The sequence below is a fragment of the Aeromonas sp. QDB17 genome, from assembly GCF_027705305.1.
GTDB classification, from domain to species: Bacteria; Pseudomonadota; Gammaproteobacteria; order Enterobacterales; family Aeromonadaceae; genus Aeromonas; species Aeromonas caviae.
Map to the genome: position 1 here is coordinate 29871 of NZ_JAPDBP010000003.1, position 21574 is coordinate 51444.

Consider the following 21574-nt stretch of genomic DNA (forward strand, 5'->3'; position numbering starts at 1 on the left):
AAGCAATCAGGAGTTTATGATGTCAGGCAGCAATTCAACCTATTGGTTTGCCCAATCTCTCTATACCCAGGGCTTCAACTACCCGAATCCCTACGCTACCCGCCGTTAAGGCTCGCAGGCGTCACAGGTAACAGCAGCAGGTGCGTGAGGATCCTCTCCTCCCCCTGCTATTTTTTTTGCCCGAATGTCATGGGGGTGTTGAACGGCTACCATTTCGGTGTCACCGGAGCCCTCCCAAAAGGGCGACAGAGCGGAAGATGGCGGACATTTCCTGTTTTTCGCATACGTTTGCCGCTCAATTTATCCATAAAGAGTGCTATCATACCGGCCCAACAGCCGGCCCGAGCTCGGGAGTCCATCCGACATGGCCGCCAGCTACACCCCATCCCTGTTCGCATTGCATCCGTTTTTGCCGCCGAGGCGTCAGCCCCGAGGCCGAAAAAGTGCAAGCAAAATTCGGGAAACGGGGTGCCAGAATTGACCTGAACCCGTCTCTTTGCCGGGTTTCGCCTCATAAGTGATTGCTTTATAACTCGTTGAGATCGATAGCATGCCAAAAAAGTTCTATGTATCGTGGGATAACCTGCAACGCGAAGCGCGCCGTCTGGCCCGTCGTCAACTGCCTGTCAGCCAGTGGAAAGGGATCATCGCCGTCAGCCGCGGTGGTCTGGTGCCTGCGGCCCTGATGGCCCGCGAACTTGGCATTCGCAATGTCGAAACCCTCTGCATCTCCAGCTATGACCACGACAACCAGCGCGAGCTGGTGGTGGTGAAGGCTGCCACCACCGCAGGTGACGGCGAAGGCTGGCTGGTGGTGGACGATCTGGTGGACACCGGCGGCACCGCCAAGGCGATCCGCGAGCTCTACCCCAGAGCCAAGTTCATCACCATCTTCGCCAAGCCCATGGGCGAACCCCTGGTGGATGACTTCGAAGTCGCCATTCCGCAGGATACCTGGATTGAACAGCCCTGGGACATGGCGCTGGAGTTCGCCAAGCCGATCTGCGACGAAGCGTAATCGCCGCACCGGTCGCGACCAGTGACTCCCCGGCATTCGGGAGCGGACTGATCCGTCGTGATGCAAGGTTGACCACATTGAGCCCCTTTTGGGGCTCAATGCGTTTCTGGTGTGGCTGCTCGATGTGAAAAGTGGTTAAGATGGGACATTGTTTGAGACAGAAGAGCCACCATTTTGGAACCAAACGACGATACCAATCTGACGGAAAAGCTGTTTACCCGGGTCAAAAAGGTATTGGAAACTTCCGAAGTCTCCAACTCGAGCCCCGTCGACGAGCAAGACAGCGCACTGTCTGACAGCTTCATCGATGGCGCCCTGTCGCCCCGCTGGTATCGCCTGCTGCGCAGACCGACCTGGGCCTGGCAGGGGGCCGATCCCGTCGAGGTGGAGCAGACCCTGGCGCACATCGCCATGGGGCAGGGGGAGCGCAGTCACGAACGCTATCTGGACACCATCAAGGGCTATGTGCCCGGCAACTGGGTCTATGAGTGGAGTCAGCTCGCCGGCCGTTATTTCAATACGGGGAGGACGCTGCTGGGGGAAGGGGATCGCGCCGCGGCGCTGAAGAGCCTGCTCAAGGCAGTGCGCTACTACTCCATCGCAAGCTACCCCCACCTCAAGCACGACGAGCTGGCGGATCAGGCCCAGTTGCTCGGCAACATGGCCTATCGCGAGGCCGGACGCCTGTTCAAGGTGCCCCTCAAGGAGTTGCAGGTCCCGTTTCGGGGCAAGACCATCCAGGGCTACCTGCATCTGCCCACCACCGAGAAACCTGTGCCCCTGGTCATCGTCAGCGGTGGCATCGATTCGCTTCAGGTGGACTTCCTCAACTTCTATTTCAAGTGTCTCGAGCCCCACGGCATCGGGATGCTCTCCCTGGACATGCCGGGCACCGGCTATGCCGAGCACTGGCCCCTGGTGCAGGACACCAGCCGCCTGCACCAGGCGGTGCTCAACTACCTCTCGGAGGTGGCCTGGGTCGATCACCAGCGCATCGCCATGGTGGGGTTCCGCCTCGCCGGCAATGTGGCGGCCCGTCTCGCCTTCGTCGAGCCATTCAAGCTTAGGACCGTGGTCTGCATCGGTGCCGGCATCAACCAGGTGTTCACCAATCAGGAGATGTTCGCCCGCTGCCCGCGCATGATGCGCGACGGGCTGGCGAACCGGCTGGGGGCGGACGCGGCCCAGTGGGATCTGCTGCGCACCAAGTGCCAGGTCTTCTCCCTCAAGACCCAGGGATTGCTGGGGAGTCGCACTTCCGTGCCGATATTGAGTATCGGGCACAAGAAAGATTTTATTTGTCCCGAGCAGGATGTCCGGGCATTGGCCGCTGCGAGTCGCAACGGCAAGGCGGTGGTATTTGACAAGCAGCCACTGCTCGAGGTCTATGACGAGGCACTGAAAGAGACGGTAGATTGGCTCAAAAAGCACTTATGTACATGATATAAAACTAAAAATGTAACATCACCATGTGATGGTATGGCTTGTTCAACAGGGAGGTTAGCATGTCAGAAAGAGTGACTTACAAGCGATTGCTTCGGCAGTTCGCGGCCATTGGCCCCTATTTGCGTGAAGACCTGTGCGAGGAGGGCCGATACCGCTTTGACTGCCTGTCCGTCTGCGTCAGCGCCAAGCCTGCCCCGGACAAGCGGGAGTTCTGGGGCTGGTGGCTGGTGCTGGAGCAGGCGGATCACAGCTTCAGCTACCACTATCAGACGGGGTTCTACAACGCGGACGGGGAGTGGATCGACAAGGCACTGCCCAAGAAGCATCAGGCGGAAGTGGAACGCACCCTGCAACATTTCTACAAGCTCATCAGCGGCAAGTTGACCCAGCTGGAGTGTACTCTCTCCCCCGCGAAGCAAGTGACTGCCGAACTGAGCGTGACGGCAGCCTGATCCCCAAGCCCCGCATCTTCCCGGTGCGGGGTACCCCGATGCTTTGTCACCGAGCCCGCAACTGCCTGGCGAGGCTTAATTGCCTTGCAGGGCAGGGGGGCCGTGGGTATAAAGGGATTCCTTACTTTTCTAACCCTTCGTTCCCATGGAAAACAGAACCATAGTCGTCAAACTGGGCACCAGCGTGCTCACCGGGGGATCTGCCCGCCTCAACCGTGCCCACATGGTCGAGCTGGTCAGACAATGTGCCGCCTTGCATCGACACGGGCACCGTGTCGTGCTGGTCACGTCGGGGGCCATCGCCGCCGGTCGTGAGCATCTGGGCCACCCTCCGCTGGCGCCTACCCTGCCGAACAAACAGATGCTGGCGGCGGTGGGTCAGACCCAGCTCATCCGGGTATGGCAGGACCTGTTCAACCTCTACGGGCTGCACATCGGCCAGATGCTGCTGACCCGCGCCGACCTGGAAGACAGGGAGCGCTACCTCAATGCCCGCGACACCCTGCGCACTCTGCTCGATCACCGCATCATCCCCGTCATCAACGAGAACGACGCCGTGGCCACCGCCGAGATCAAGGTGGGGGACAACGACAACCTCTCCGCCCGTGCGGCCATCCTGGCGGATGCGGACTTGCTGATCCTGCTCACGGATCAGAAGGGGCTCTTCACCGCCGACCCGCGCACCAACCCGGATGCCCAGCTCATCGAAGAGGTGCAGACCATAGATGACACCCTGCGCTCCCTTGCCGGTGACAGCGTGAGCGGCCTTGGCACCGGTGGCATGGCCACCAAGCTGCAGGCGGCCGACGTGGCGCGCCGCGCCGGGGTGGACGTGGTGATCGCCACCGGCCAGATCCCGGAAGTGATCGGCCGCCTCGCCGCCGGGGAGCGGGTGGGGACCCTGTTCCCGGCCCTGGCATCCCCCCTGGAAGGGCGCAAGAGCTGGATCCTGGCAGGGCCCCCTCCTCACGGCGAAGTGCAGGTGGATCAGGGGGCCGTGGCCGCCATGCAGGAGAAGGGCTCCAGCCTGCTGCCCAAGGGCATCGTCGCGGTGAAGGGAGATTTCGTGCGTGGCGACGTGGTGCGTATCCTGGATCCCAAGGGGAGCGAGCTGGCTCGCGGTATCTGCCGTTACGACCATCTGGAGCTGGATCGGCTGCGCGGTGTCCACTCGGATCAGATTGAACAGGTATTGGGTTACGGCTATGGGGCCGTGGCCATCCACCGTGATGATATGGTGCTGCTCTGAACAGGGCGGCACCGCATGAACAAAAGGGAACTGTGATGAGTCTGGAGAAAATGGGGCAGGCGGCCCGTGAAGCCGCCTATCAACTGGCCACCGTCAGCACGGCACAGAAGAACCGGGCGCTGGCGGCCATCGCCGATGAACTGGAAGCACGCAGTGCCCAGATCCTGGCGGCCAACGAGAAAGACATTGCCGCCGGGCGCGAGGCGGGGCTCACGGAAGCCATGCTGGATCGCCTGCTGCTCAACCCGGCGCGCCTTGCCGGCATCGTGGCGGATGTGCGCAAGGTGATCACCCTGGACGATCCGGTCGGGGCCGAAATCGACAGCCGGGTGCTGGAGAATGGCCTGCGCCTCTCCCGTCGCCGGGTGCCCATCGGTGTCATCGGCGTCATCTACGAGGCGCGCCCCAATGTCACCATCGACATCGCCAGCCTCTGCCTCAAGACCGGCAACGCCAGCATTCTGCGCGGCGGTCGCGAGACCTTCCACTCCAACCTGGAGCTGGTGCGGGTGATCCAGCATGCCCTGGCAGCGTCCGGCCTGCCCGAGGCGGCGGTGCAGTACATCGACAATCCGGACAGGGCGCTGGTGGCCGAGTTGCTGCGCCTCGACCGCTACGTGGACATGATCATCCCCCGCGGCGGTGCGGGTCTTCACAAGATGTGCAAGGAGAACAGCTCCATCCCCGTCATCATCGGCGGGTTCGGTATCAGCCACATCTTCGTGGACGAGAGCGCCGATCTGGCGCGTTCCCTGGCGGTCATCGAGAACGCCAAGGTGCAGCGCCCCTCCGCCTGCAATGCCATCGATACCCTGCTGGTACACGAGAAGGTGGCGGCCACCTTGCTGCCGCAACTGGTGGCTCTGATGAACGAGCGCAAGGTGACCCTGGTGGGGGCGCCCAATGCCATGGCGCTGCTGGCTGGCAGCGACAACCTGTGCGACGCGGGGCCGGAAGATTTCGACACCGAGTGGCTGGGGTTGACCCTGGGGGTCAAGGTGGTGGCGGACGTCAACGAGGCGCTCGCCCATATGCGCGAGCACAACGCCGGCCACTCCGATGCCATCCTGACCAACTCCCTCGCCAATGCCGAGCGTTTCGTCAACGGGGCCGGTTCGGCGGCGGTCTATGTCAACGCCTCCACCCGCTTCACCGACGGCGGCCAGTTTGGCCTCGGGGCCGAGGTGGCGGTCTCGACCCAGATGCTTCACGCCCGTGGCCCCATGGGGCTGACCGAACTCACCAGCTACAAGTGGGTGGGGCAGGCGGATTATCTCAGCCGTGCCTGATCCAGGCGCGCTCAGCAAGCAGGACAATGCCGACTCAGGTCGGCATTTTTGTGCTTTTTTATTGCCCGCAATCAATGGCTTGCATATAACTATCCAGCAGGATGCGGTGTCACCCGGGGCATCAGGCCAGCGACAGCAAGGGGAGCAACTTCAAGGATGAAGGGACAGGATAGGAGTGCGTGGTGGGGCAGCCTCTGGCTGAGCCTGCCACTGCTGCTGGGGGCGCTCTGTTTCAGCGGCGCCAGCTACGCCAGCTGGGACCAGGATCTCTATCGTCAGCTCGGGCTGGCGGGCAAACTCGACAGCCGCGTGTTTCGCAAGGCCCTGGACGGTTACCAGAGCGTGCGCCACAAGCGAAAACCCATTCTCACCATCATCGACTACAGCAAGCCCTCGACCATGCGCCGGCTGTTCGTCATCGACGTCAAGCGCCACAAGCTGCTCTACCACACCTGGGTCAGCCACGGCCGCAATTCGGGGGAGCTGGCCGCCCGCCAGTTCTCCAATCAGATGAATTCCCGGCAAAGTTCCCTCGGGGTCTACCGCACCGCCGAGACCTATCAGGGCAAGCACGGTTACTCCCTGCGTCTCGACGGCCTCAGTCCCGGCAAGAACAGCAATGCCCGCAAGCGCGCCATCGTGGTGCACGGGGCGGACTACGCCAGCCCCAGGCATCTGCAGAAATTTGACAAGCTGGGGCGCAGCTGGGGATGCCCGGCCCTGCCAAGGGAGCAGTCCAGGGCGATCATCGACACCATCAAGGGAGGGAGCGTCATCTATGCCCATGGCTGAGACCCTGCCCGCGAGTCTGCTGCGATGAGCATCTCATGGCAATCAACAGCAAAAAGGCCAGCATATGCTGGCCTTGGCGCATCAGGCGGGGATTATTTGCGGACCACCAGCACAGGGCAGGGGGCGTGGCGCACCACGGATTCTGCCACGCTGCCCACCAGCAGGTGGCTGATACCGGAGCGGCCATGGCTGCCCATGACCACGAGATCCACCTTGTCTTCCTTCGCCTGGAGGACGATTTCATCGGCGGCGCGGCCAAAGCGGACCTCGAACTTGGCCGGAATGGGCAGGCAGGCGACCAGTTCCTTGAGCTGACTCTTGGCCTGGCGTTCCATCTCGTGGGTGATCTCGATGGCCGTCATGTGCAGGATCTTGTAGCTGTCGAAGCCGTGCAGCTGATCCACCACGTGGACCAGTTTGAGCTCGGCCTGGTGGGTGTTGGCCATGAAGACGGCGTAGTCGAGCACCGCTCTGGACATCTCGGAGAAATCGACGGGGCAGAGCAGGGATTTGATGGTTGGCATGAGAATCTCCCCTCAAGTTGGGCTACTAATGAATCTTGTTTGCCATGATACGCTGTGGGGCGACAATAACCCTCGACCCGCTCGCAAAATGGGGAAAATGTCGGCCGGGACTCTGTTTTTCTATGCTATCTGTATGCCTGAACGGGCCGTCCGGCGGTGAGCATCTGCCGAGTGCCATATCACTGAGGATATTCATGGTTCGTCTTTTTCTGTTCTGTTGCCTGCTGATCACCTCGTTCGTGCGGGCAGACACCATACACGTCTATTGCGACGACTGGCCCGGCTTCTGTCACCGGGACGGCAAGGGGGTCTATCTGGATGTGGTTCGAGCCATCTATGAACCCCTGGGGCACGAGGTGAAGCTTCACATGGTGCCTTACAAACGGGCACTGGCGGTGGTGTCGAAAAAGGAGGGGGACATGGCGATGGGGGTCTATCGGGGAGAGGTGCCCGGGGTCCATCAGCCCGACTACCCAGACTCGGCTGACTACGTGAGCGTGGTGATGCAAAAGCGCTGGCTGCCGCACTGGGCAGGGGAGCACAGCCTCAAGGAGCAGGAGGTGCTCTGGCTGAGGGGGTGGGCCTTTGACAAGTTCATCCCGGAGCCGATGCGCTGGTTCGAGATAGACAGCCACGAGATGGCGCTGCAATTGCTGATCAAGGGGCGTTACCGCTACTACCTGACCGACGGCGCCCTCTACCCCGAAGGCTCCCTTCCCCCCGAGCTGGTACAGGTATTCCTGCGCTGGATCCCGACCTACCCCATCTTCGCCGATACCCCGAAGGGCAGGGAGTTACACGGGCTCTGGGATCCCGGCATGCGCACCCTGATAAGGCAGGGCAAGCTGGCGGAGATCTATCGGCAGAACAAGCTGTACGACTACTACCAGGACTTTCTCAGGGAGCAGGTGGTGCGGGCGAACAAGCCACAGCCCTAGCTGTCGGGCCTGATGCCGTCATCGGGCCCCTCTTGCCCTGCCTCAGCCTTTGGGGCTCTGAGCGTCTTGGCCAGCCGGTCGTAATAGATAACGTCTTGTCCTGCATCAGCCTTTGGCTCTGAGCGTCTTGGCCAACCGGTCATAGAGGATGACGTTGACCGAGGCGGCCAGGTTCATGCAACCCTGAGTCGGCACATAGATGACCTCCTTCACCGCCGCGAAGCGGGCGGGTTCCAGGGTGCCATCCTCCGGGCCGAAGATGTAGAAGGCTCTCTCGGGGTGCACGTAATCCGGCAGGGGCGTGGCCCCCTCGATCAAATCCACCAGCACTGGGGTGCAGCCCTCGGGCACGAAGTCCAGCAGCTCCTCGACCCCGAGCAGGGGGATCTTCTCCACCATCTGCTTGGTGTCGGTGACAAAACGGCGTGCCAGCTCGAAGCGCTGCCCCGTGTAGTAGACCTCGTCCGCCCCGTAGCAGCCGGCGGCCCGCATCACGGCGCCCACGTTCTCCGGGGATTTGGGATTGACCAGCCCGATGGCGCAATAGTCCCCTCTCTCTCGGGTATCTGCCCGGTGCTGCCCGGCGGCGCCTTCATCTGACACTTTCATCTCTCTCTCCTGTGTGGTGGCGCATTATACCCCCGGTGGGTCCCTTGCCCAGCGTGCGGGGCGGATTCCCGCAAGGCGGGCCCAACAAGGGGGCGGCTGCACCGTGGCGGCGCAGCCCGACACCCTGATGCACAATGGCGGCGCCCCTTGCATCCTGGCGCGGGGTTTGCAGTCACTTCCCCATACAAGACGATGAGGCATCCGGACAAAGGCGTCCGTCCCCGCAGGGGGGCGGACGCTTTTTTTATGGGCCCCTCGTCAGACACATGACAAGGAGCAAGGGAATGAAGACCACCTGTGCCTATTGCGGAGTGGGGTGCGGCATCCGGCTGAGCCGGGAGGGAGACAACTGGCAGTTGCAGGGGGATGAGCAGCATCCGGCCAACGGCGGCGCCCTGTGCGTCAAGGGGGCCAGCCTGCTGGAGAGCCTGGCCTTTCCCGACCGCCTGCTCTATCCGCGCTGGATGGGGCAGCGCATCGGCTGGGAGGAGGCCCTGGACACCCTGGCTGCGCGTTTTGCCGCCATCCTGGCCGAGTCCGGGCCGGATGCCATCGGCATCTATCTGTCGGGCCAGCTCACCACCGAGGATTACTACGTCGCCAACAAGCTGATGAAGGGGTATCTGGGCAGTGCCAACGTGGACACCAACTCCCGGCTCTGCATGTCGTCGGCGGTGGTGGCCCACCAGCGCGCCTTCGGGGAGGATCTGGTGCCCGCCTGTTACGAGGATCTCGAGCTCGCCGATCTGGTGGTGCTCACCGGTGCCAACACCGCCTGGACCCATCCCGTGCTGTTTCGCCGCCTGCAGCAGGCCAGGGCGCGGCGCCCCGAGCTCAAGCTGGTGGTGCTGGATCCCCGCCGCACCATGACGGCGGAGCAGGGGGATCTGCACCTGGCGCTCAAACCCGGCAGCGACGTGACGCTCTGGAACGGCCTGTGCCGTTACCTGCTCGATGTCGATGGCTGGGACAAGGCCTATGTGGCGCAGCACGTGAGCGGCTTCGAAGCGTTGGCGGCGGCGCTGGACGATCCGGCCTGGCAGTTGGACGAGGTGGCCCGCAGCTGCGGCCTCTCCCGCAGCGATCTGATCGGTTTCTACCAGCTCTTTGCCCGTACCCCCAAGACCGTCACCCTGTTCTGCCAGGGGATCAACCAGTCCAACCAGGGGGTGGACAAGGCCAACGCCATCATCAACGCCCACCTGATGTGCGGTCGCATCGGCAAGCCGGGGGCGGCTCCCTTCTCCATGACGGGGCAACCCAACGCCATGGGAGGGCGTGAGGTGGGGGGGCTTGCAACCCAGCTCGCCGCCCACATGGGCTTTGGCGAGGCCGAGTGCGATCGGGTACAGCGCTTCTGGGGAAGCCCGACCATGGTGCGCGGGCCGGGGCACAAGGCCGTCGAGCTGTTCGAGGCGGTGCACCGGGGGGAGATCCGCGCGCTCTGGGTGCTCGGCACCAACCCGGCCGTCTCCCTGCCGGACGGCAACCGGGTGCGCGAGGCCCTGAGCCGCTGCGAGCTGCTGGTGGTCTCCGAGGTGACCGCCAACACCGACACGGCGCGCCTCGCCCACCTGCTGTTGCCTGCCGCCGCCTGGGGGGAGAAGAGCGGCACCGTCACCAACTCCGAGCGCACCATCAGCCGCCAGCGCGCCTTCCTGCCCCTGCCGGGGGAGGCCAGGCCAGACTGGTGGGCCCTGACCCGGCTCGCCCGTCGCCTCGGCTTTGGTGAGGGGTTCGCCTATGAGCACGAGCACGAGATCTTCTGCGAGCATGCCGCCCTCTCCGGGTTTGAGAACGACGGATCCCGCCAGTTCGACATCTCCGGGCTGGCGGGTCTCACCCGTGCCGAATTCGAGGCCCTTTCTCCCCTGCGCTGGCCCGTCAACGCCGACTGGCCCCGTGGGCGGGATCGCCTGTTCGAGGACGGGCGCTTTGCCACCCCGGATGGCCGGGCCCGCCTGCTGCCCCTGGCCCAGCGCTTCCCCGAGCAGCCAGAAACGCCCCCGCTTGCAGGGGCTGTCTCCCTGCTCCTCAACAGTGGCCGCCTGCGGGATCAGTGGCACACCATGACCCGCACCGGCCATGTGCCCCGGTTGCAGGAGGCCGAGCCCTGGCCCAGGGTGCGGATGGGGGCCGCCAGCCTGCTGGCGATTGGCGTGAAGGAGGGGGACCTGGTGCGCCTTTGCAACGGGCTTGGGGAGGCGCTGCTGCTGGTGGGACTGGATGAGGGGCTCAGGGAGGGGGAGGCCTTCCTGCCCATGCACTGGACCGACAGCCAGTGCAGCCAGGGGGCGGTCAACCGCCTCATCGCCCCCGTGGTGGATCCCCTTTCCGGCCAGCCGATGTTCAAACAGGGGCGGGTGCAGGCCAGGGCGCAGCTCACCCGCTGGCAAGGGCTCTGGTGTGGCCGTGGTGAGTGGCGCGAGCCGGTGGACTGGTGGGCCAGGCGTCCCCTGCCCGAGGGGAACTGCACCCTGCTGGCCTCCTGGTCAGAGAGCACAGAGAGCCTGTGGCAACGGCTGGGGGCCGAGGGGCACTGGCTCAGGCTGCCCATGAAGGGGGGGTGGCTGGCCGTGGCCCTGGCCGGAGATCGTATCGAGGGGATCCTGCTGGTGGGGGCGCGGCGCCCGGACATCAAGGTCGACCTGCTGGCCAGTCTGCTCGGCACGCCGCTCCAGGCGGGGGCCCTGAGCCAGACCCTGAGCCAGGCCCTGGCCGGGGAGAGCCGGCTGGTCTGCTCCTGCCTGCGGGTCTCGGAGCAGCGTATCGTCGATGCCATCACCCGGCAGGGGGTGAGCGAGTTGGCGGGGCTGCAGGCCCTGCTCGGCTGTGGCAGCAACTGCGGCACCTGTCTGCCCGAAATCGACAAGCTGTTGATCAAACATGTTTTCCTGGCATCCGCTTAGTGCGGTGCCAGGACACAAGGAGCCTGAGATGAGCCAAATCAGTCTGGTGGGAGCGGGCCCCGGGCCCCTCGAATTGTTGACCCTGCGCGCCCTGCTCCGTCTGGAGGCGGCAGAGGTCGTGGTCTATGACCGCCTGGTGGGGAGCGAGATCCTGGCCCGCATTCCCCACGGGGCGGCCCGCTTCGACGTGGGCAAGCGCTGTGGTGAGCCGAGCCCGACCCAGGAGGAGATCAACGCCCTGCTGCTGGCCCTGGCCCGCACGGGCAAGCGGGTGGTGCGCCTCAAGGGAGGGGATCCCCTGGTGTTCGGGCGCGGTGGCGAGGAGGCGCTGCACCTGGCCCGGCACGGCATTGAGGCCGAGCTGGTGCCGGGGATCACGGCGGCCCTGGGATGCGCCGCCAGCAGCTTCATTCCCCTGACCCACAGGGGGCTGGCCCGCTCCCTGACCCTGGTGACGGGGCACCTGATGGACGAGCGCGACTATCAGGGCTGGCAGGGGTTGACCCGGGCGGGCCACACCCTGGTGTTCTACATGGGGCTGGAGCGGGCGGCCCGCATTCGGGAAGGGATGTTGAGGGCGGGGGCCCCGGGCGCGCTGCCGGTGGCCCTGGTGGTGGCTGGCTGCAGCCCCCGCCAGCAAGTGCACGAGGCCACGCTCGATGGCCTGGAGCAGGCCGCCCGTGCCCTGCTGGGCCAGAGCCCGGTGCTGATCATCATGGGGGAGGTGGTGCGGCTGCGCGCCGAGCTGCAGGGACTGCTGACGGAGGCCCTGGAACGGGTCGCCTGAGGGGCGATTTTCCCTCTACCCCCACTACCTCCTGATAGATAAAAAGGAGGTAGATTCAAAGAGTTGGCCTTCATGTTGCGGCATTTTCGCCAGACAGAACGCGATCGTCGCCGGCAAGGAGCGCCATGACCACTTTTTCCACCCGGGGCCAGGACGGCCCCGCTTCCCGGCTGTTGATCCACGCCGATGACCCGGGCCAGGCGAACCGCCTGGCCCTGCTGGTCAGTCACTACGGCCATCAGCCCGGGATCCTCGATACCCGCCAGTTGCTGACGCCGACGCAGAGGGGGGATGCCCTGCTCGTCAGTTGCCGCCAGTTCAGCGCCGAGGTACGCCTTGGCCTCTCCCTTTGGCCCGACATGCCGCGCCTCTTGTTCTGCGAGCGGCTGGGGGGTGATACCCAGCTCGCCCTATTGCAGCAGGGGGTGTTGCTGGTGCCCCACCCTTGCGGCGAGCGTGAGCCGGTGGAGCAGTGGCTGCGCCTGGCCCGCAGTCAGCTCGCCATGGTGCAGGCCCTGATGCAGACTGAGAGCGAGCTGCGCCAGAAGCTGGAGGATAGGCGGCTCATCGAGCAAGCCAAGGGACGCTTGATGCGCCATCAGGGGCTGGACGAGGATGAGGCCTATCGCCTGATGCGCAGCACCGCCATGAGTCGTCACCTGAGCCTGGGGGAGCTGGCGCGGCAACTGCTGCAGGCTTTGCCCGCCTGAGCGCTCCCGTGGCCAACCGTTTTGGTGCAACTGCGCCTAATTGAGGCAAATTTGAGGGAGGATCAGGGCACCACAGGCCGCAAAGGGCCGCCTGATGCGCCCTGGACGAGCTGGCACGGAAAGTGAATAACAAAAACACGATAGCAATGAAGTAACGATGCGCAGTGAGGGGCCGGTCAGGTCACTCACCCGCAACAGGGCAAAGAAGCCCCGCCGATCCCGGATCGGCGGGGCTTTTTTTTTGGTCGCGACGCACCTTGGGTCGCAGCGCTGCAACGAGGTGGCACTGCGATTCCAGGCAGCCTGGCGCCATGGCCCTGACCCGGAACCGAGGGAGGAGATGCAATGAACGGACGACAAGGATGTGCGGGGCTGCTGCTGGCGGCGCTGTCGCTGCCGGTGCTGGCACTGGGAGCCCCGGAGCAGGAGGAGCTCAGACTCGGCTTCATCAAGCTGACCGACATGGCGCCGCTGGCGGTGGCCTACGAGCGTGGCTATTTCGAGGATGAGGGACTCTACGTCACCCTCGAAGCCCAGGCGAACTGGAAGATCCTGCTGGATCGGGTGATAGACGGCGAGCTGGACGGTGCCCAGATGCTGGCGGGCCAGCCCCTGGCGGCCCACATCGGTATCGGCACCCAGGCCGAGCTGGTGACGGCGTTTGCCATGGATCTCAACGGCAACGCCATCACGGTGGCCAACAGCGTCTGGGCTGCCATGGCGCCCCAGTTGCCCAGGCCGCAGGCGGGCCAGGTGCCGCCCCCGGTGAGCGCCGCCGCCCTCAAGCCCGTGGTGGCGGAGTATCGCCAGGGGGGTAAGCCCTTCAACATGGGGATGGTCTTCCCCGTCTCCCCCCACAACTACGAGCTGAGGTACTGGCTGGCGGCAGGTGGCCTGCACCCCGGTTTCTATGCACCCCGACTCGGCGACAACTCGGGACAGCGCCAGGCGGACGTGCTGCTGTCGGTGACGCCGCCCCCCCAGATGCCCGCCACCCTGGAGGCGGGGACCATCGCCGGCTACAGCGTGGGGGAGCCCTGGAACCAGCAGGCGGTCGCCAGGGGCATAGGGGTGCCCGTCATCACGGATAACGAGATCTGGCGCAACAACCCGGAGAAGGTGTTCGGCGTCACCCGGCAGTGGGCCGAACGTCACCCCAACACCCATGTGCGGCTGGTGAAGGCGCTGCTGCGGGCGGCCTGGTGGCTGGATGCAGACGACAACGGCAACCGGCGCGCGGCGGCCAAGCTGCTGGCCAAACCCGAGTACGTGGGGGCGGACGAGCAGGTGATCGCCAGCTCCATGACCGGCACCTTCGAGTACGCCAGGGGGGACAAGCGCCAGGTGCCGGACTTCAACGTCTTCTTCCGCCACCACGCCACCTATCCCTACTACTCCGACGCCATCTGGTACCTGACCCAGATGCGGCGCTGGGGCCAGATCCCCGAGGCCAGACCGGACGCCTGGTTCGAGCAGGTGGCCAAGGCCGTCTATCAACCGGATGTCTACCGCCAGGCCGCCGAGGCCCTCATCGCCGAGGGCAAGCTCAAGGCCACCGACTTCCCCGACTTTGCCAGCGAGCAGGGCTATCGCGGCCCCCAGGATGGCTTCATCGACGGCCTCATCTATGACGGCCGTCACCCCAACGCCTACCTGCAACAGTTCGCGATCGGCCTCAAGGGCGATGAGCGGGTGCAATGAGCAAGGAGATCCCGATGAAACGACACACATGGCCCCTCATCCATTTAAAAGCCATCAATTTGAAAACCCTGGTGCAGCCCCTGCTCGGCGTGCTGCTGTTCCTCGGCCTCTGGCAGTGGGGGGCGAGCCAGGTGCAGACCAGTCTGGGCACCCTGCCGGGGCCGCTCGCCACCGCCAGCCAGCTCTGGTCCCTCGGGCAGGAGCATCTGCAGGAGCGGGAGAAGGCGGCGGCCTTCCTCGAACGCCAGCAGGTGCGCAATGCGGCAAGGCTGGCGGCGGATCCGGCGGCCGAGGTGAAGCTGCGTCCCTACACAGGACGTCCCACCTTCTTCGATCAGATAGCCACCAGCCTGCTCACCGTGCTGTGCGGCTTCGCGCTGGCGACCCTGATCGCCATTCCGTGCGGGGTGCTGCTCGGCATGAACCAGGGGCTCTATCGCGCCGCCAACCCGGTGATCCAGCTGCTCAAGCCGGTGTCGCCGCTGGCCTGGCTGCCCCTCATCACCCTGGTGGTGAGCGCTCTGTATGCAAACCCCACCCCCTGGCTTGCCAAGTCCTTCCTCACCTCTGCCCTGACGGTGACCCTCTGCTCCCTCTGGCCGACCCTGATCAACACGGCGGTGGGGGTGGCGGGGCTGGATGGGGATCTGCACAACGTCAGCCGGGTGCTGCGCCTCTCCTTTGTGACCCATGTGCGGCGCATCGTGCTGCCCGGGGCCCTGCCCATGATCTTCACCGGACTGCGGCTCTCCCTTGGGGTGGCCTGGATGGTGCTGATCGCGGCGGAGATGCTGGCCCAGAACCCGGGGCTCGGCAAGTTCGTCTGGGACGAGTTCCAGAGCGGCGGCTCTGCGTCTCTGTCCCGCATCATGGTGGCGGTGATCACCATAGGCCTCATCGGCTGCGCCCTGGACAGGGGCATGCTGGCCCTGCAGCAGTGGTTGTCCTGGGACAAGCGTCAGGTGCTGCGTTAATCACATTCCTATTCAGGCAGGAGAAGAGCCAATGAAGAGTTATCTGGAGATAAGCGACGTCGGCATCTCGTTCGAGACGGAGCAGGGCAGCTTCGAGGCCTTGAGCCGGGTCAACCTGCGCATCGAGAAGGGGGAGTTCGTCTCCCTCATCGGTCACTCGGGCTGCGGCAAGAGCACCGTCCTCAACCTGGTGGCCGGGCTGCTGGAGCCGACCCTGGGGGGCATCATTCTCGATGGTCGCGAGGTGGCGGGCCCGGGGCCCGAGCGGGCCATGGTGTTCCAGAACCACGCCCTGCTGCCCTGGCTCAGCGTCCAGCAGAACGTGGCGCTGGCGGTGGCCCAGGTGGAGTCTGACAAGCGGGCGGTGGCGGAGCGGGTGGACTACTACCTCTCCCTGGTGCAGATGGATCACGCCAGCCAGAAGATGCCCCACGAGCTGTCGGGGGGGATGAAGCAGCGGGTCGGCATCGCCCGCGCCCTCTCGCTCTCCCCCAAGGTGCTGCTGATGGACGAGCCGTTCGGCGCCCTCGATGCCCTGACCCGGGCCCATCTGCAGGATGCCCTGATGGCGATCCAGGCGGAGCTTGGCAACACCGTCATCATGATCACCCACGACGTGGACGAGGCGGTGCTGCTTTCCGATCGCATCGTCATGATGACCAATGGCCCCAGCGCCACGGTCGGTGAGATCCTGACCGTCGACCTGCCAAGGCCCAGAGACAGGGTCGCCCTGGCGGACGATCCCCACTACCACAAGCTGCGCCAGCAGGTGCTGCGCTTCCTCTACGAGAAGCAACGCAAGGTGACCCCCCTCAAGGCAGCCGGGCAGGTGCGCAGCAAGCTGCGCGCCTGAGCCCGCCGGATTCAAGGAAGAGAGACATGACAGACAAAGAGCAACAGTGGGTGGCAGAGGACGGCATGGACCTGCTCGGTCGCCAGAACAGTGGTTCCGCCGACACGGCCGACAAGCAACGGCTGCTGGTGGTGGGTAACGGCATGGTGGGTCATCACTTCGTCGAACAGCTGGTGGCGGCCGGTGGCCTGAGCCGGTTCGAGGTGACGGTATTTGGCGCCGAGCCGGACCCCGCCTACGACAGGGTGCATCTGTCCGAGGTATTCGGCGGCAAGGCGCCCCAGGCCCTGCGCATGGCGGATCCCGCCTGGTATGAAGAGAGCGGCATAACGCTGCGACTGGGGGCCGAGGTGGAGGTGCTCGACCGGGCGGCCCGCACCCTGACGCTGGCCAACGGCGAGCGGTTCCCTTACGACCGTCTGGTGCTGGCGACCGGCTCTGTCCCCTTCGTGCCCCCCATCCCCGGCCATCAGCGGGAGGGCTGCTTCGTCTACCGCACCCTGGGAGATCTCGCCGCCATCCGCGATGCCTGCGCCCAGGCCCGCAGCGGCGTGGTCATCGGTGGCGGCCTGCTGGGGCTGGAGGCGGCCAACGCCCTGCGCCTGCTCGGCCTCAAGACCCAGGTGGTGGAGTTCGCCCCCAGGCTGATGCCGGTACAGCTCGACGAGAGCGGCGGCGCCGTGCTGCGGGACAAGATCCAGGCCCTCGGGGTCGAGGTGCTGGTGGAGAAGGCCACCGAGTGCATCGAGCAGGGGGAGCAGGCCCGTCATCGCCTGCGTTTCAAGGACGGTTCCCACATTGAGACCGACGTGCTGCTGTTCTCCGCCGGTATTCGACCCGCCGACACCCTGGCCCGGCAATCCGGGCTGGTGGTCGGGGAGCGCGGTGGCATCTGCATCGACGACGGCTGCCACAGCTCGGATCCCGCCATCCTCGCCATCGGCGAGTGCGCGCTCTGGCAGGGCCGCATCTTCGGCCTGGTGGCCCCCGGCTACCAGATGGCCCGGGCCGCCGTGGCCAGTCTGTGCGGTGGCGAGACCCGCTTTATCGGGGCCGACATGTCCACCAAGCTCAAGCTGATGGGGGTGGACGTGGGCTCCATCGGCGATGCCCACGCCAGCACCGCAGGCGCCCAGGAGTTGTTGCTGCTGGACAGGGTCAACGGCATCTACAAGAAGCTGGTGACCGACGGCGAGGGCAATCGCCTGCTCGGCGCCATCCTGGTGGGGGACGGGGCCGATTACGAGCGGCTGCTGCAGTACTACCAGAACGGGGTGGGGCTGCCCCAGCCGCCGCTCTCCCTGCTGGTGGGGGAGGTCGGGGCCGCTCCCGCGCCCCTGGTGCTGCCGGACAGCGCCATCCTCTGCTCCTGCCACAACGTGAGCAAAGGGGACGTGGTGGCCGCCGTTCGGGCGGGCAATCACGAGCTGGCTGCGGTGAAGAGCTGTACCAAGGCCGGCACGGGTTGCGGCGGTTGCAGCAACCTGCTCAAGCAGGTGGTGGATCAGACCCTGGCGGACCTTGGCGTCGAGGCGGACAAGGGGTTGTGCGAGCACTTCGCCTACGGCCGTCAGGAGCTCTATCACCTGGCCCGGGTGGGCGAGCTGAAGAGCTTCGAGGCGCTGCGGGACAAGCACGGCCAGGGGCTGGGGTGCGACATCTGCAAGCCGACGGTGGCCTCCATCCTGGCGTCCCTCTGGAACGAGCACGTGCTGGAGAAACCCCACCGCGCCCTGCAGGATACCAACGACGCCTTCCTTGCGAACCTGCAAAAGGACGGCACCTATTCGGTGGTGCCGCGCATCCCGGGGGGGGAGATCACCCCGGAGGGGCTCATCACCATCGGCGAAGTGGCGCGCAAGTTCGGCCTCTACACCAAGATCACGGGCGGCCAGCGCATCGACCTGTTCGGTGCCCGGGTCGACCAGCTGCCCGCCATCTGGGGCGAGCTGGTGGCGGCGGGCTTCGAGACCGGTCAGGCCTACGGCAAGTCGGTGCGCACCGTGAAGTCCTGTGTGGGCTCCACCTGGTGTCGTTACGGGGTGCAGGACTCCATGACCCTGACCCAGACCCTGGAGCACCGCTACAAGGGGCTGCGGGCGCCACACAAGCTGAAGTTTGCGGTCTCCGGCTGCACCCGGGAGTGCGCCGAGGCCCAGAGCAAGGACATCGGCGTCATCGCCACCGAGCGGGGCTGGAACCTCTATGTGTGTGGCAACGGCGGCATGAGGCCGCGCCACGCCGACCTGTTTGCCACGGATCTCGACGAGCAGACCCTGATCCGTTACATCGACCGGCTGCTGATGTTCTACGTGCGCACCGGGGACAGGCTGCAACGCACCTCGGTCTGGATGGAGAACATGGAAGGGGGGCTCGACTACCTAAAGTCGGTGATCATCGAGGACAGGCTCGGCATCGGTGCCGAGCTGGAGGCCATGATGGAGGGGATAGTCGGCACCTGGCAGTGCGAGTGGAAGAGCACATTGGCGGATCCGGACAAGCTCAAGCTGTTCGAGGCCTTCGTCAACCGGCCCGAGGACGAGACGCCGCCGCGCCGTGAGGAGCGGGGGCAATGGGTGCCGGATATCGCTATCAAGGAGGTGGTATGAGCGACATAAAAGAAGAGACCTTACAGTCAGAACCTGGAGCCTGGCATAGGGTATGCGAGCTGGCGGCGCTGCCGGAGCAGGCCGGGCGCAGCGCCTGGCTGGAGGGGCGGGTACTGGCGCTGTTTCGCCTCGGGGAGCATGTCTATGCCCTGGACGGGGTGGACCCCCTGGCCGGCGTCGCCGTGCTGGGGCGTGGCCTGGTGGGGGATGCCGGTGGGGAGCCCGTGGTGGCCTCGCCGCTGTACAAGCAGCGCTACGCCCTGATGGACGGTCGCTGTCTGGACGATCCTGCCCTGAGCGTCGCCTGCTGGCCGGTGCGGCTGGAGGGGAGCGAGGTCTGGGTACAGCTAGGGTGAGTGGCCCATCTGAAAACCATGTTGTGATCGCCGGGCACTGCCCGGTGATTTTTTGTGCGCGAACCGACATTTCTTGTACGAGAGGATGGCGGGAAAACGTTTTTCGGAAATAATAGACAAACGTTTGCAACTGGATGTTTGTCTATGACGGAACGTGAGCAAGAGATCCTCGCCCTGCTGCGCCAGGATCCCATGATTGCCCAGCAGGAGCTGGCGGACAGGCTCGGCATCAGCCGCTCCGCGCTGGCGAGCCACATCTCCAGCCTGATGCGCCAGGGCTATGTGCAGGGGCGCGGCTATGTGCTGCGCGAAGGCCCCTACGCCGTGGTGATCGGCGGCGCCAACATGGATATCTGTGGCTGCAGCCACGACAACCTGCGCATCGGGGATTCCAACCCGGGCCGGGTACGCACCTCCGCCGGTGGGGTAGGGCGCAACATCGCCGAGAACCTGGCGCGCCTTGGTACCGACACCCGGCTGTTGACTGCGGTGGGCAACGATCAATACGGCCATCACCTGCTGGAGGTGACCCAGCGCGCTGGCGTCGACGTGCGCCAGGTGCTGATGCTGGATGGCCAGGCAACCTCCTGTTACTTGAGCCTGCACGATGGCAGCGGCGAGATGAGCTGCGCCGTCAACGACATGGGGATCATCGAGCAGCTCACCCCGGCCCGGCTCACCCCCCTGAGCGGTTTTCTCGGTGCGGCCCGGCTCTGGGTGCTCGACACCAACCTCGCCACCCACACCCTGGACTGGCTGTTCGAGCGCCAGGGGGAGCACATCATCTTCGTGGACACCGTGTCGGTGGCCAAGGTGGAGAAGATCCGCCCCTGGCTGCACCGCATCCACACCCTCAAACCCAATCGCACCGAGGCGGAGCAGCTGTGCGGCTTCACCATCGGCGGGCCCGACACCTGGCCCATGGCGGCGGCCTGGTTCCACCGCGCCGGGGTGCAGCGGCTCTTCCTGAGCCTCGGCGATCAGGGGATCTTCTATAGCGACGGGGCCTGCCAGGGCCATCTGCCCGTGCTCGGCAGCCCGGTCGTCAACGTGACCGGCGGCGGCGATGCCTTCATGGCAGGGCTGGCCCACGCCTGGTTGCAGGAGCAGGGCATCATGGAGACAACCCGGTTCGCCCTCGGTTGCGCCGCCCTCACCGTCAATTGTTCCGATACCGTCTTTTCCGGCCTATCCAAGGCCGCCGTTGAACGCATGCTGGAGGAGTACCCATGTTGAACGCTTACCTCGATATCCAACCTGAAGTTGCCGCCGCGCTGGCCGCCGGCAAGCCGGTGGTGGCCCTGGAGTCCACCATCATCTCCCACGGCATGCCCTATCCGCAGAACGTGGAGACGGCGCGCCAGGTGGAGCAGGTGGTGCGGGACAACGGCGCCGTGCCGGCCACCATCGCCATCATCGATGGCCGCCTCAAGGTGGGTCTGGATGCGGGGGCCCTGGAGGCGCTGGGCCGGGCCGGCCACGCCGCCACCAAGTGCAGCCGCCGCGACATCCCCTTCGTGCTGGCCAACAAGGGGTTGGGGGCGACCACGGTGGCCTCCACCATGATCATTGCCGCCATGGCCGGGATCCGGGTGTTCGCCACCGGCGGCATCGGCGGCGTGCATCGCGGCGCCCAGGAGACCTTTGACATCTCGGCGGATCTGCAGGAATTTGCCCAGACCCCGGTGGCCGTGGTCTGCGCCGGTGCCAAGTCGATCCTCGACATCGGTCTGACCCTGGAGTACCTGGAGACCCAGGGGGTGCCGGTGATCGGCTACCAGACCGAGGAGCTGCCCGCCTTCTACACCCGGGAGAGCGGCTTCAAGGTGGATTATCGCCTGGAGAGCCCGGCGGCCATCGCCGAGGCACTGCGTCTGAAGTGGGAGCTGGGGCTGGCGGGGGGCGCCGTGGTGGCCAACCCGATCCCGACCCAGTTTGCCATGCCCAAGGCCGACATCGACGCCGCCATTGCCCAGGCACTGCGAGAGGCGGACGAGCAGGGGGTGAAGGGCAAGGCGTCCACCCCCTTCCTGCTGGCCCGGGTGTGCGAGCTGACCGGTGGCAACTCCCTGGCGGCCAATATCCAGTTGGTGCTGAACAACGCCGCGCTGGGGGCGCGCATCGCTGCCAGCCTGTGATCGGTTGTCAGGGTGTGCGAGCTCACCGGTGGGCAACTCCCTGGCAGTTAATGTCCAGCGGGTGCTGAACAACGCCGCGCTGGGGGGGCGCATCGCTGCCAGCCTGTGATCGGTTGTCAGAGTGTGCGAGCTGACCGGTGGCAACTCCCTGGCAGTTAATGTCCAGCGGGTGCTGAACAACGCCGCGCTGGGGGCGCGCATCGCTGCCAGCCTGTAAACA

At 65.3% G+C, this 21574-nt stretch carries 20 protein-coding genes; 18 read left to right on the top strand and 2 right to left on the bottom strand.

Annotation, left to right across the window (positions count from 1 at the left end; translation table 11 throughout):
• Positions 1–550 precede the first annotated feature (550 nt).
• The 6 genes from gpt (at position 551) to OKC41_RS03565 (ending at position 6246) form a co-directional block, all read left to right on the top strand.
• Positions 551–1018 carry a xanthine phosphoribosyltransferase gene (gpt, locus tag OKC41_RS03540; RefSeq protein WP_039040347.1) on the top strand — a complete coding sequence of 156 codons (468 nt, stop codon included), beginning with the start codon at positions 551–553 and terminating at the stop codon, positions 1016–1018.
• A gap of 174 nt (positions 1019–1192) precedes the next feature.
• Entirely contained in the window at positions 1193–2461 is a 1269-nt protein-coding gene (gene frsA / locus OKC41_RS03545; protein ID WP_010675462.1) for an esterase FrsA, read from the top strand.
• A gap of 62 nt (positions 2462–2523) precedes the next feature.
• Entirely contained in the window at positions 2524–2916 is a 393-nt protein-coding gene (gene crl, locus OKC41_RS03550; RefSeq protein ID WP_039040346.1) for a sigma factor-binding protein Crl, read from the top strand.
• A gap of 145 nt (positions 2917–3061) precedes the next feature.
• Positions 3062–4165 (top strand): glutamate 5-kinase, encoded by a 1104-nt coding sequence (gene proB / locus OKC41_RS03555; RefSeq protein WP_010675460.1) that lies wholly within the window; start codon positions 3062–3064, stop codon positions 4163–4165.
• Between the two features lie 32 nt (positions 4166–4197).
• Positions 4198–5454 (top strand): glutamate-5-semialdehyde dehydrogenase, encoded by a 1257-nt coding sequence (locus OKC41_RS03560; RefSeq protein WP_327790097.1) that lies wholly within the window; start codon positions 4198–4200, stop codon positions 5452–5454.
• Between the two features lie 156 nt (positions 5455–5610).
• Positions 5611–6246, top strand: a complete 636-nt coding sequence (locus tag OKC41_RS03565) for a murein L,D-transpeptidase catalytic domain family protein (protein ID WP_200164575.1) — start codon at positions 5611–5613, stop codon at positions 6244–6246.
• Positions 6247–6338: 92 nt separating this feature from the next.
• Here OKC41_RS03565 and OKC41_RS03570 read toward each other — a convergent pair whose 3' ends face one another.
• Complete coding sequence (locus OKC41_RS03570; RefSeq protein ID WP_010675457.1) at positions 6339–6770, bottom strand: universal stress protein; 432 nt, start codon at positions 6768–6770, stop codon at positions 6339–6341.
• A gap of 194 nt (positions 6771–6964) precedes the next feature.
• Here OKC41_RS03570 and OKC41_RS03575 point away from each other — a divergent pair, with 194 nt between their 5' ends.
• On the top strand, positions 6965–7708 hold the full coding sequence (locus tag OKC41_RS03575; protein ID WP_182935304.1) for a hypothetical protein: 744 nt from the start codon (positions 6965–6967) through the stop codon (positions 7706–7708).
• A 105-nt stretch (positions 7709–7813) separates the two neighbouring features.
• Here the strand turns inward: OKC41_RS03575 and OKC41_RS03580 are convergent, their stop codons facing one another.
• Positions 7814–8317 carry an RNA methyltransferase gene (locus OKC41_RS03580; protein ID WP_041212465.1) on the bottom strand — a complete coding sequence of 168 codons (504 nt, stop codon included), beginning with the start codon at positions 8315–8317 and terminating at the stop codon, positions 7814–7816.
• 284 nt (positions 8318–8601) lie between these two features.
• On the opposite strand from OKC41_RS03580, the gene OKC41_RS03585 reads away from it, so the two are divergent.
• The 11 genes from OKC41_RS03585 (at position 8602) to OKC41_RS03635 (ending at position 21571) form a co-directional block, all read left to right on the top strand.
• Positions 8602–11226 (top strand): nitrate reductase, encoded by a 2625-nt coding sequence (locus OKC41_RS03585; protein WP_201894391.1) that lies wholly within the window; start codon positions 8602–8604, stop codon positions 11224–11226.
• Between the two features lie 28 nt (positions 11227–11254).
• Positions 11255–12013 (top strand): uroporphyrinogen-III C-methyltransferase, encoded by a 759-nt coding sequence (cobA, locus tag OKC41_RS03590; RefSeq protein WP_103259641.1) that lies wholly within the window; start codon positions 11255–11257, stop codon positions 12011–12013.
• Positions 12014–12138: 125 nt separating this feature from the next.
• A complete protein-coding gene (locus tag OKC41_RS03595; protein WP_010675452.1) occupies positions 12139–12723 on the top strand; it encodes an ANTAR domain-containing response regulator in 585 nt (194 codons plus the stop codon).
• Between the two features lie 345 nt (positions 12724–13068).
• Positions 13069–14424 (top strand): CmpA/NrtA family ABC transporter substrate-binding protein, encoded by a 1356-nt coding sequence (locus OKC41_RS03600; protein WP_234922246.1) that lies wholly within the window; start codon positions 13069–13071, stop codon positions 14422–14424.
• Positions 14425–14438: 14 nt separating this feature from the next.
• Positions 14439–15398 carry an ABC transporter permease gene (locus OKC41_RS03605; RefSeq protein WP_201894390.1) on the top strand — a complete coding sequence of 320 codons (960 nt, stop codon included), beginning with the start codon at positions 14439–14441 and terminating at the stop codon, positions 15396–15398.
• Between the two features lie 31 nt (positions 15399–15429).
• Entirely contained in the window at positions 15430–16251 is an 822-nt protein-coding gene (locus OKC41_RS03610) for an ABC transporter ATP-binding protein (protein ID WP_010675449.1), read from the top strand.
• A gap of 26 nt (positions 16252–16277) precedes the next feature.
• Complete coding sequence (gene nirB / locus OKC41_RS03615) at positions 16278–18860, top strand: nitrite reductase large subunit NirB (RefSeq protein ID WP_201894389.1); 2583 nt, start codon at positions 16278–16280, stop codon at positions 18858–18860.
• Positions 18857–19216, top strand: a complete 360-nt coding sequence (gene nirD, locus OKC41_RS03620) for a nitrite reductase small subunit NirD (protein ID WP_010675447.1) — start codon at positions 18857–18859, stop codon at positions 19214–19216. The genes nirB and nirD overlap by 4 nt, the downstream gene beginning before the upstream one ends.
• 144 nt (positions 19217–19360) lie before the next feature.
• Positions 19361–20452: a PfkB family carbohydrate kinase gene (locus OKC41_RS03625; protein WP_201894388.1), complete on the top strand. Its 1092-nt coding sequence runs from the start codon at positions 19361–19363 to the stop codon at positions 20450–20452.
• A complete protein-coding gene (locus tag OKC41_RS03630; protein WP_010675445.1) occupies positions 20446–21354 on the top strand; it encodes a pseudouridine-5'-phosphate glycosidase in 909 nt (302 codons plus the stop codon). Before OKC41_RS03625 ends, OKC41_RS03630 begins: the two co-directional genes overlap by 7 nt.
• A gap of 121 nt (positions 21355–21475) precedes the next feature.
• On the top strand, positions 21476–21571 hold the full coding sequence (locus OKC41_RS03635) for a pseudouridine-5'-phosphate glycosidase (RefSeq protein ID WP_139739587.1): 96 nt from the start codon (positions 21476–21478) through the stop codon (positions 21569–21571).
• The last annotated feature ends 3 nt before the right edge of the window (positions 21572–21574 follow it).

Excerpts from the sequence above, each read along its gene's own strand:
- gpt (WP_039040347.1), top strand. The coding sequence starts at position 551 with ATGCCAAAAAAGTTCTATGTATCGTGGGATAACCTGCAACGCGAAGCG.
- crl (WP_039040346.1), top strand. The coding sequence starts at position 2,524 with ATGTCAGAAAGAGTGACTTACAAGCGATTGCTTCGGCAGTTCGCGGCC.
- proB (WP_010675460.1), top strand. The coding sequence starts at position 3,062 with ATGGAAAACAGAACCATAGTCGTCAAACTGGGCACCAGCGTGCTCACC.
- OKC41_RS03565 (WP_200164575.1), top strand. The coding sequence starts at position 5,611 with ATGAAGGGACAGGATAGGAGTGCGTGGTGGGGCAGCCTCTGGCTGAGC.
- OKC41_RS03570 (WP_010675457.1), bottom strand. The coding sequence starts at position 6,770 with ATGCCAACCATCAAATCCCTGCTCTGCCCCGTCGATTTCTCCGAGATG.
- OKC41_RS03575 (WP_182935304.1), top strand. The coding sequence starts at position 6,965 with ATGGTTCGTCTTTTTCTGTTCTGTTGCCTGCTGATCACCTCGTTCGTG.
- OKC41_RS03580 (WP_041212465.1), bottom strand. The coding sequence starts at position 8,317 with ATGAAAGTGTCAGATGAAGGCGCCGCCGGGCAGCACCGGGCAGATACC.
- OKC41_RS03585 (WP_201894391.1), top strand. The coding sequence starts at position 8,602 with ATGAAGACCACCTGTGCCTATTGCGGAGTGGGGTGCGGCATCCGGCTG.
- cobA (WP_103259641.1), top strand. The coding sequence starts at position 11,255 with ATGAGCCAAATCAGTCTGGTGGGAGCGGGCCCCGGGCCCCTCGAATTG.
- OKC41_RS03595 (WP_010675452.1), top strand. The coding sequence starts at position 12,139 with ATGACCACTTTTTCCACCCGGGGCCAGGACGGCCCCGCTTCCCGGCTG.
- OKC41_RS03600 (WP_234922246.1), top strand. The coding sequence starts at position 13,069 with ATGAACGGACGACAAGGATGTGCGGGGCTGCTGCTGGCGGCGCTGTCG.
- OKC41_RS03605 (WP_201894390.1), top strand. The coding sequence starts at position 14,439 with ATGAAACGACACACATGGCCCCTCATCCATTTAAAAGCCATCAATTTG.
- OKC41_RS03610 (WP_010675449.1), top strand. The coding sequence starts at position 15,430 with ATGAAGAGTTATCTGGAGATAAGCGACGTCGGCATCTCGTTCGAGACG.
- nirB (WP_201894389.1), top strand. The coding sequence starts at position 16,278 with ATGACAGACAAAGAGCAACAGTGGGTGGCAGAGGACGGCATGGACCTG.
- nirD (WP_010675447.1), top strand. The coding sequence starts at position 18,857 with ATGAGCGACATAAAAGAAGAGACCTTACAGTCAGAACCTGGAGCCTGG.
- OKC41_RS03625 (WP_201894388.1), top strand. The coding sequence starts at position 19,361 with ATGACGGAACGTGAGCAAGAGATCCTCGCCCTGCTGCGCCAGGATCCC.
- OKC41_RS03630 (WP_010675445.1), top strand. The coding sequence starts at position 20,446 with ATGTTGAACGCTTACCTCGATATCCAACCTGAAGTTGCCGCCGCGCTG.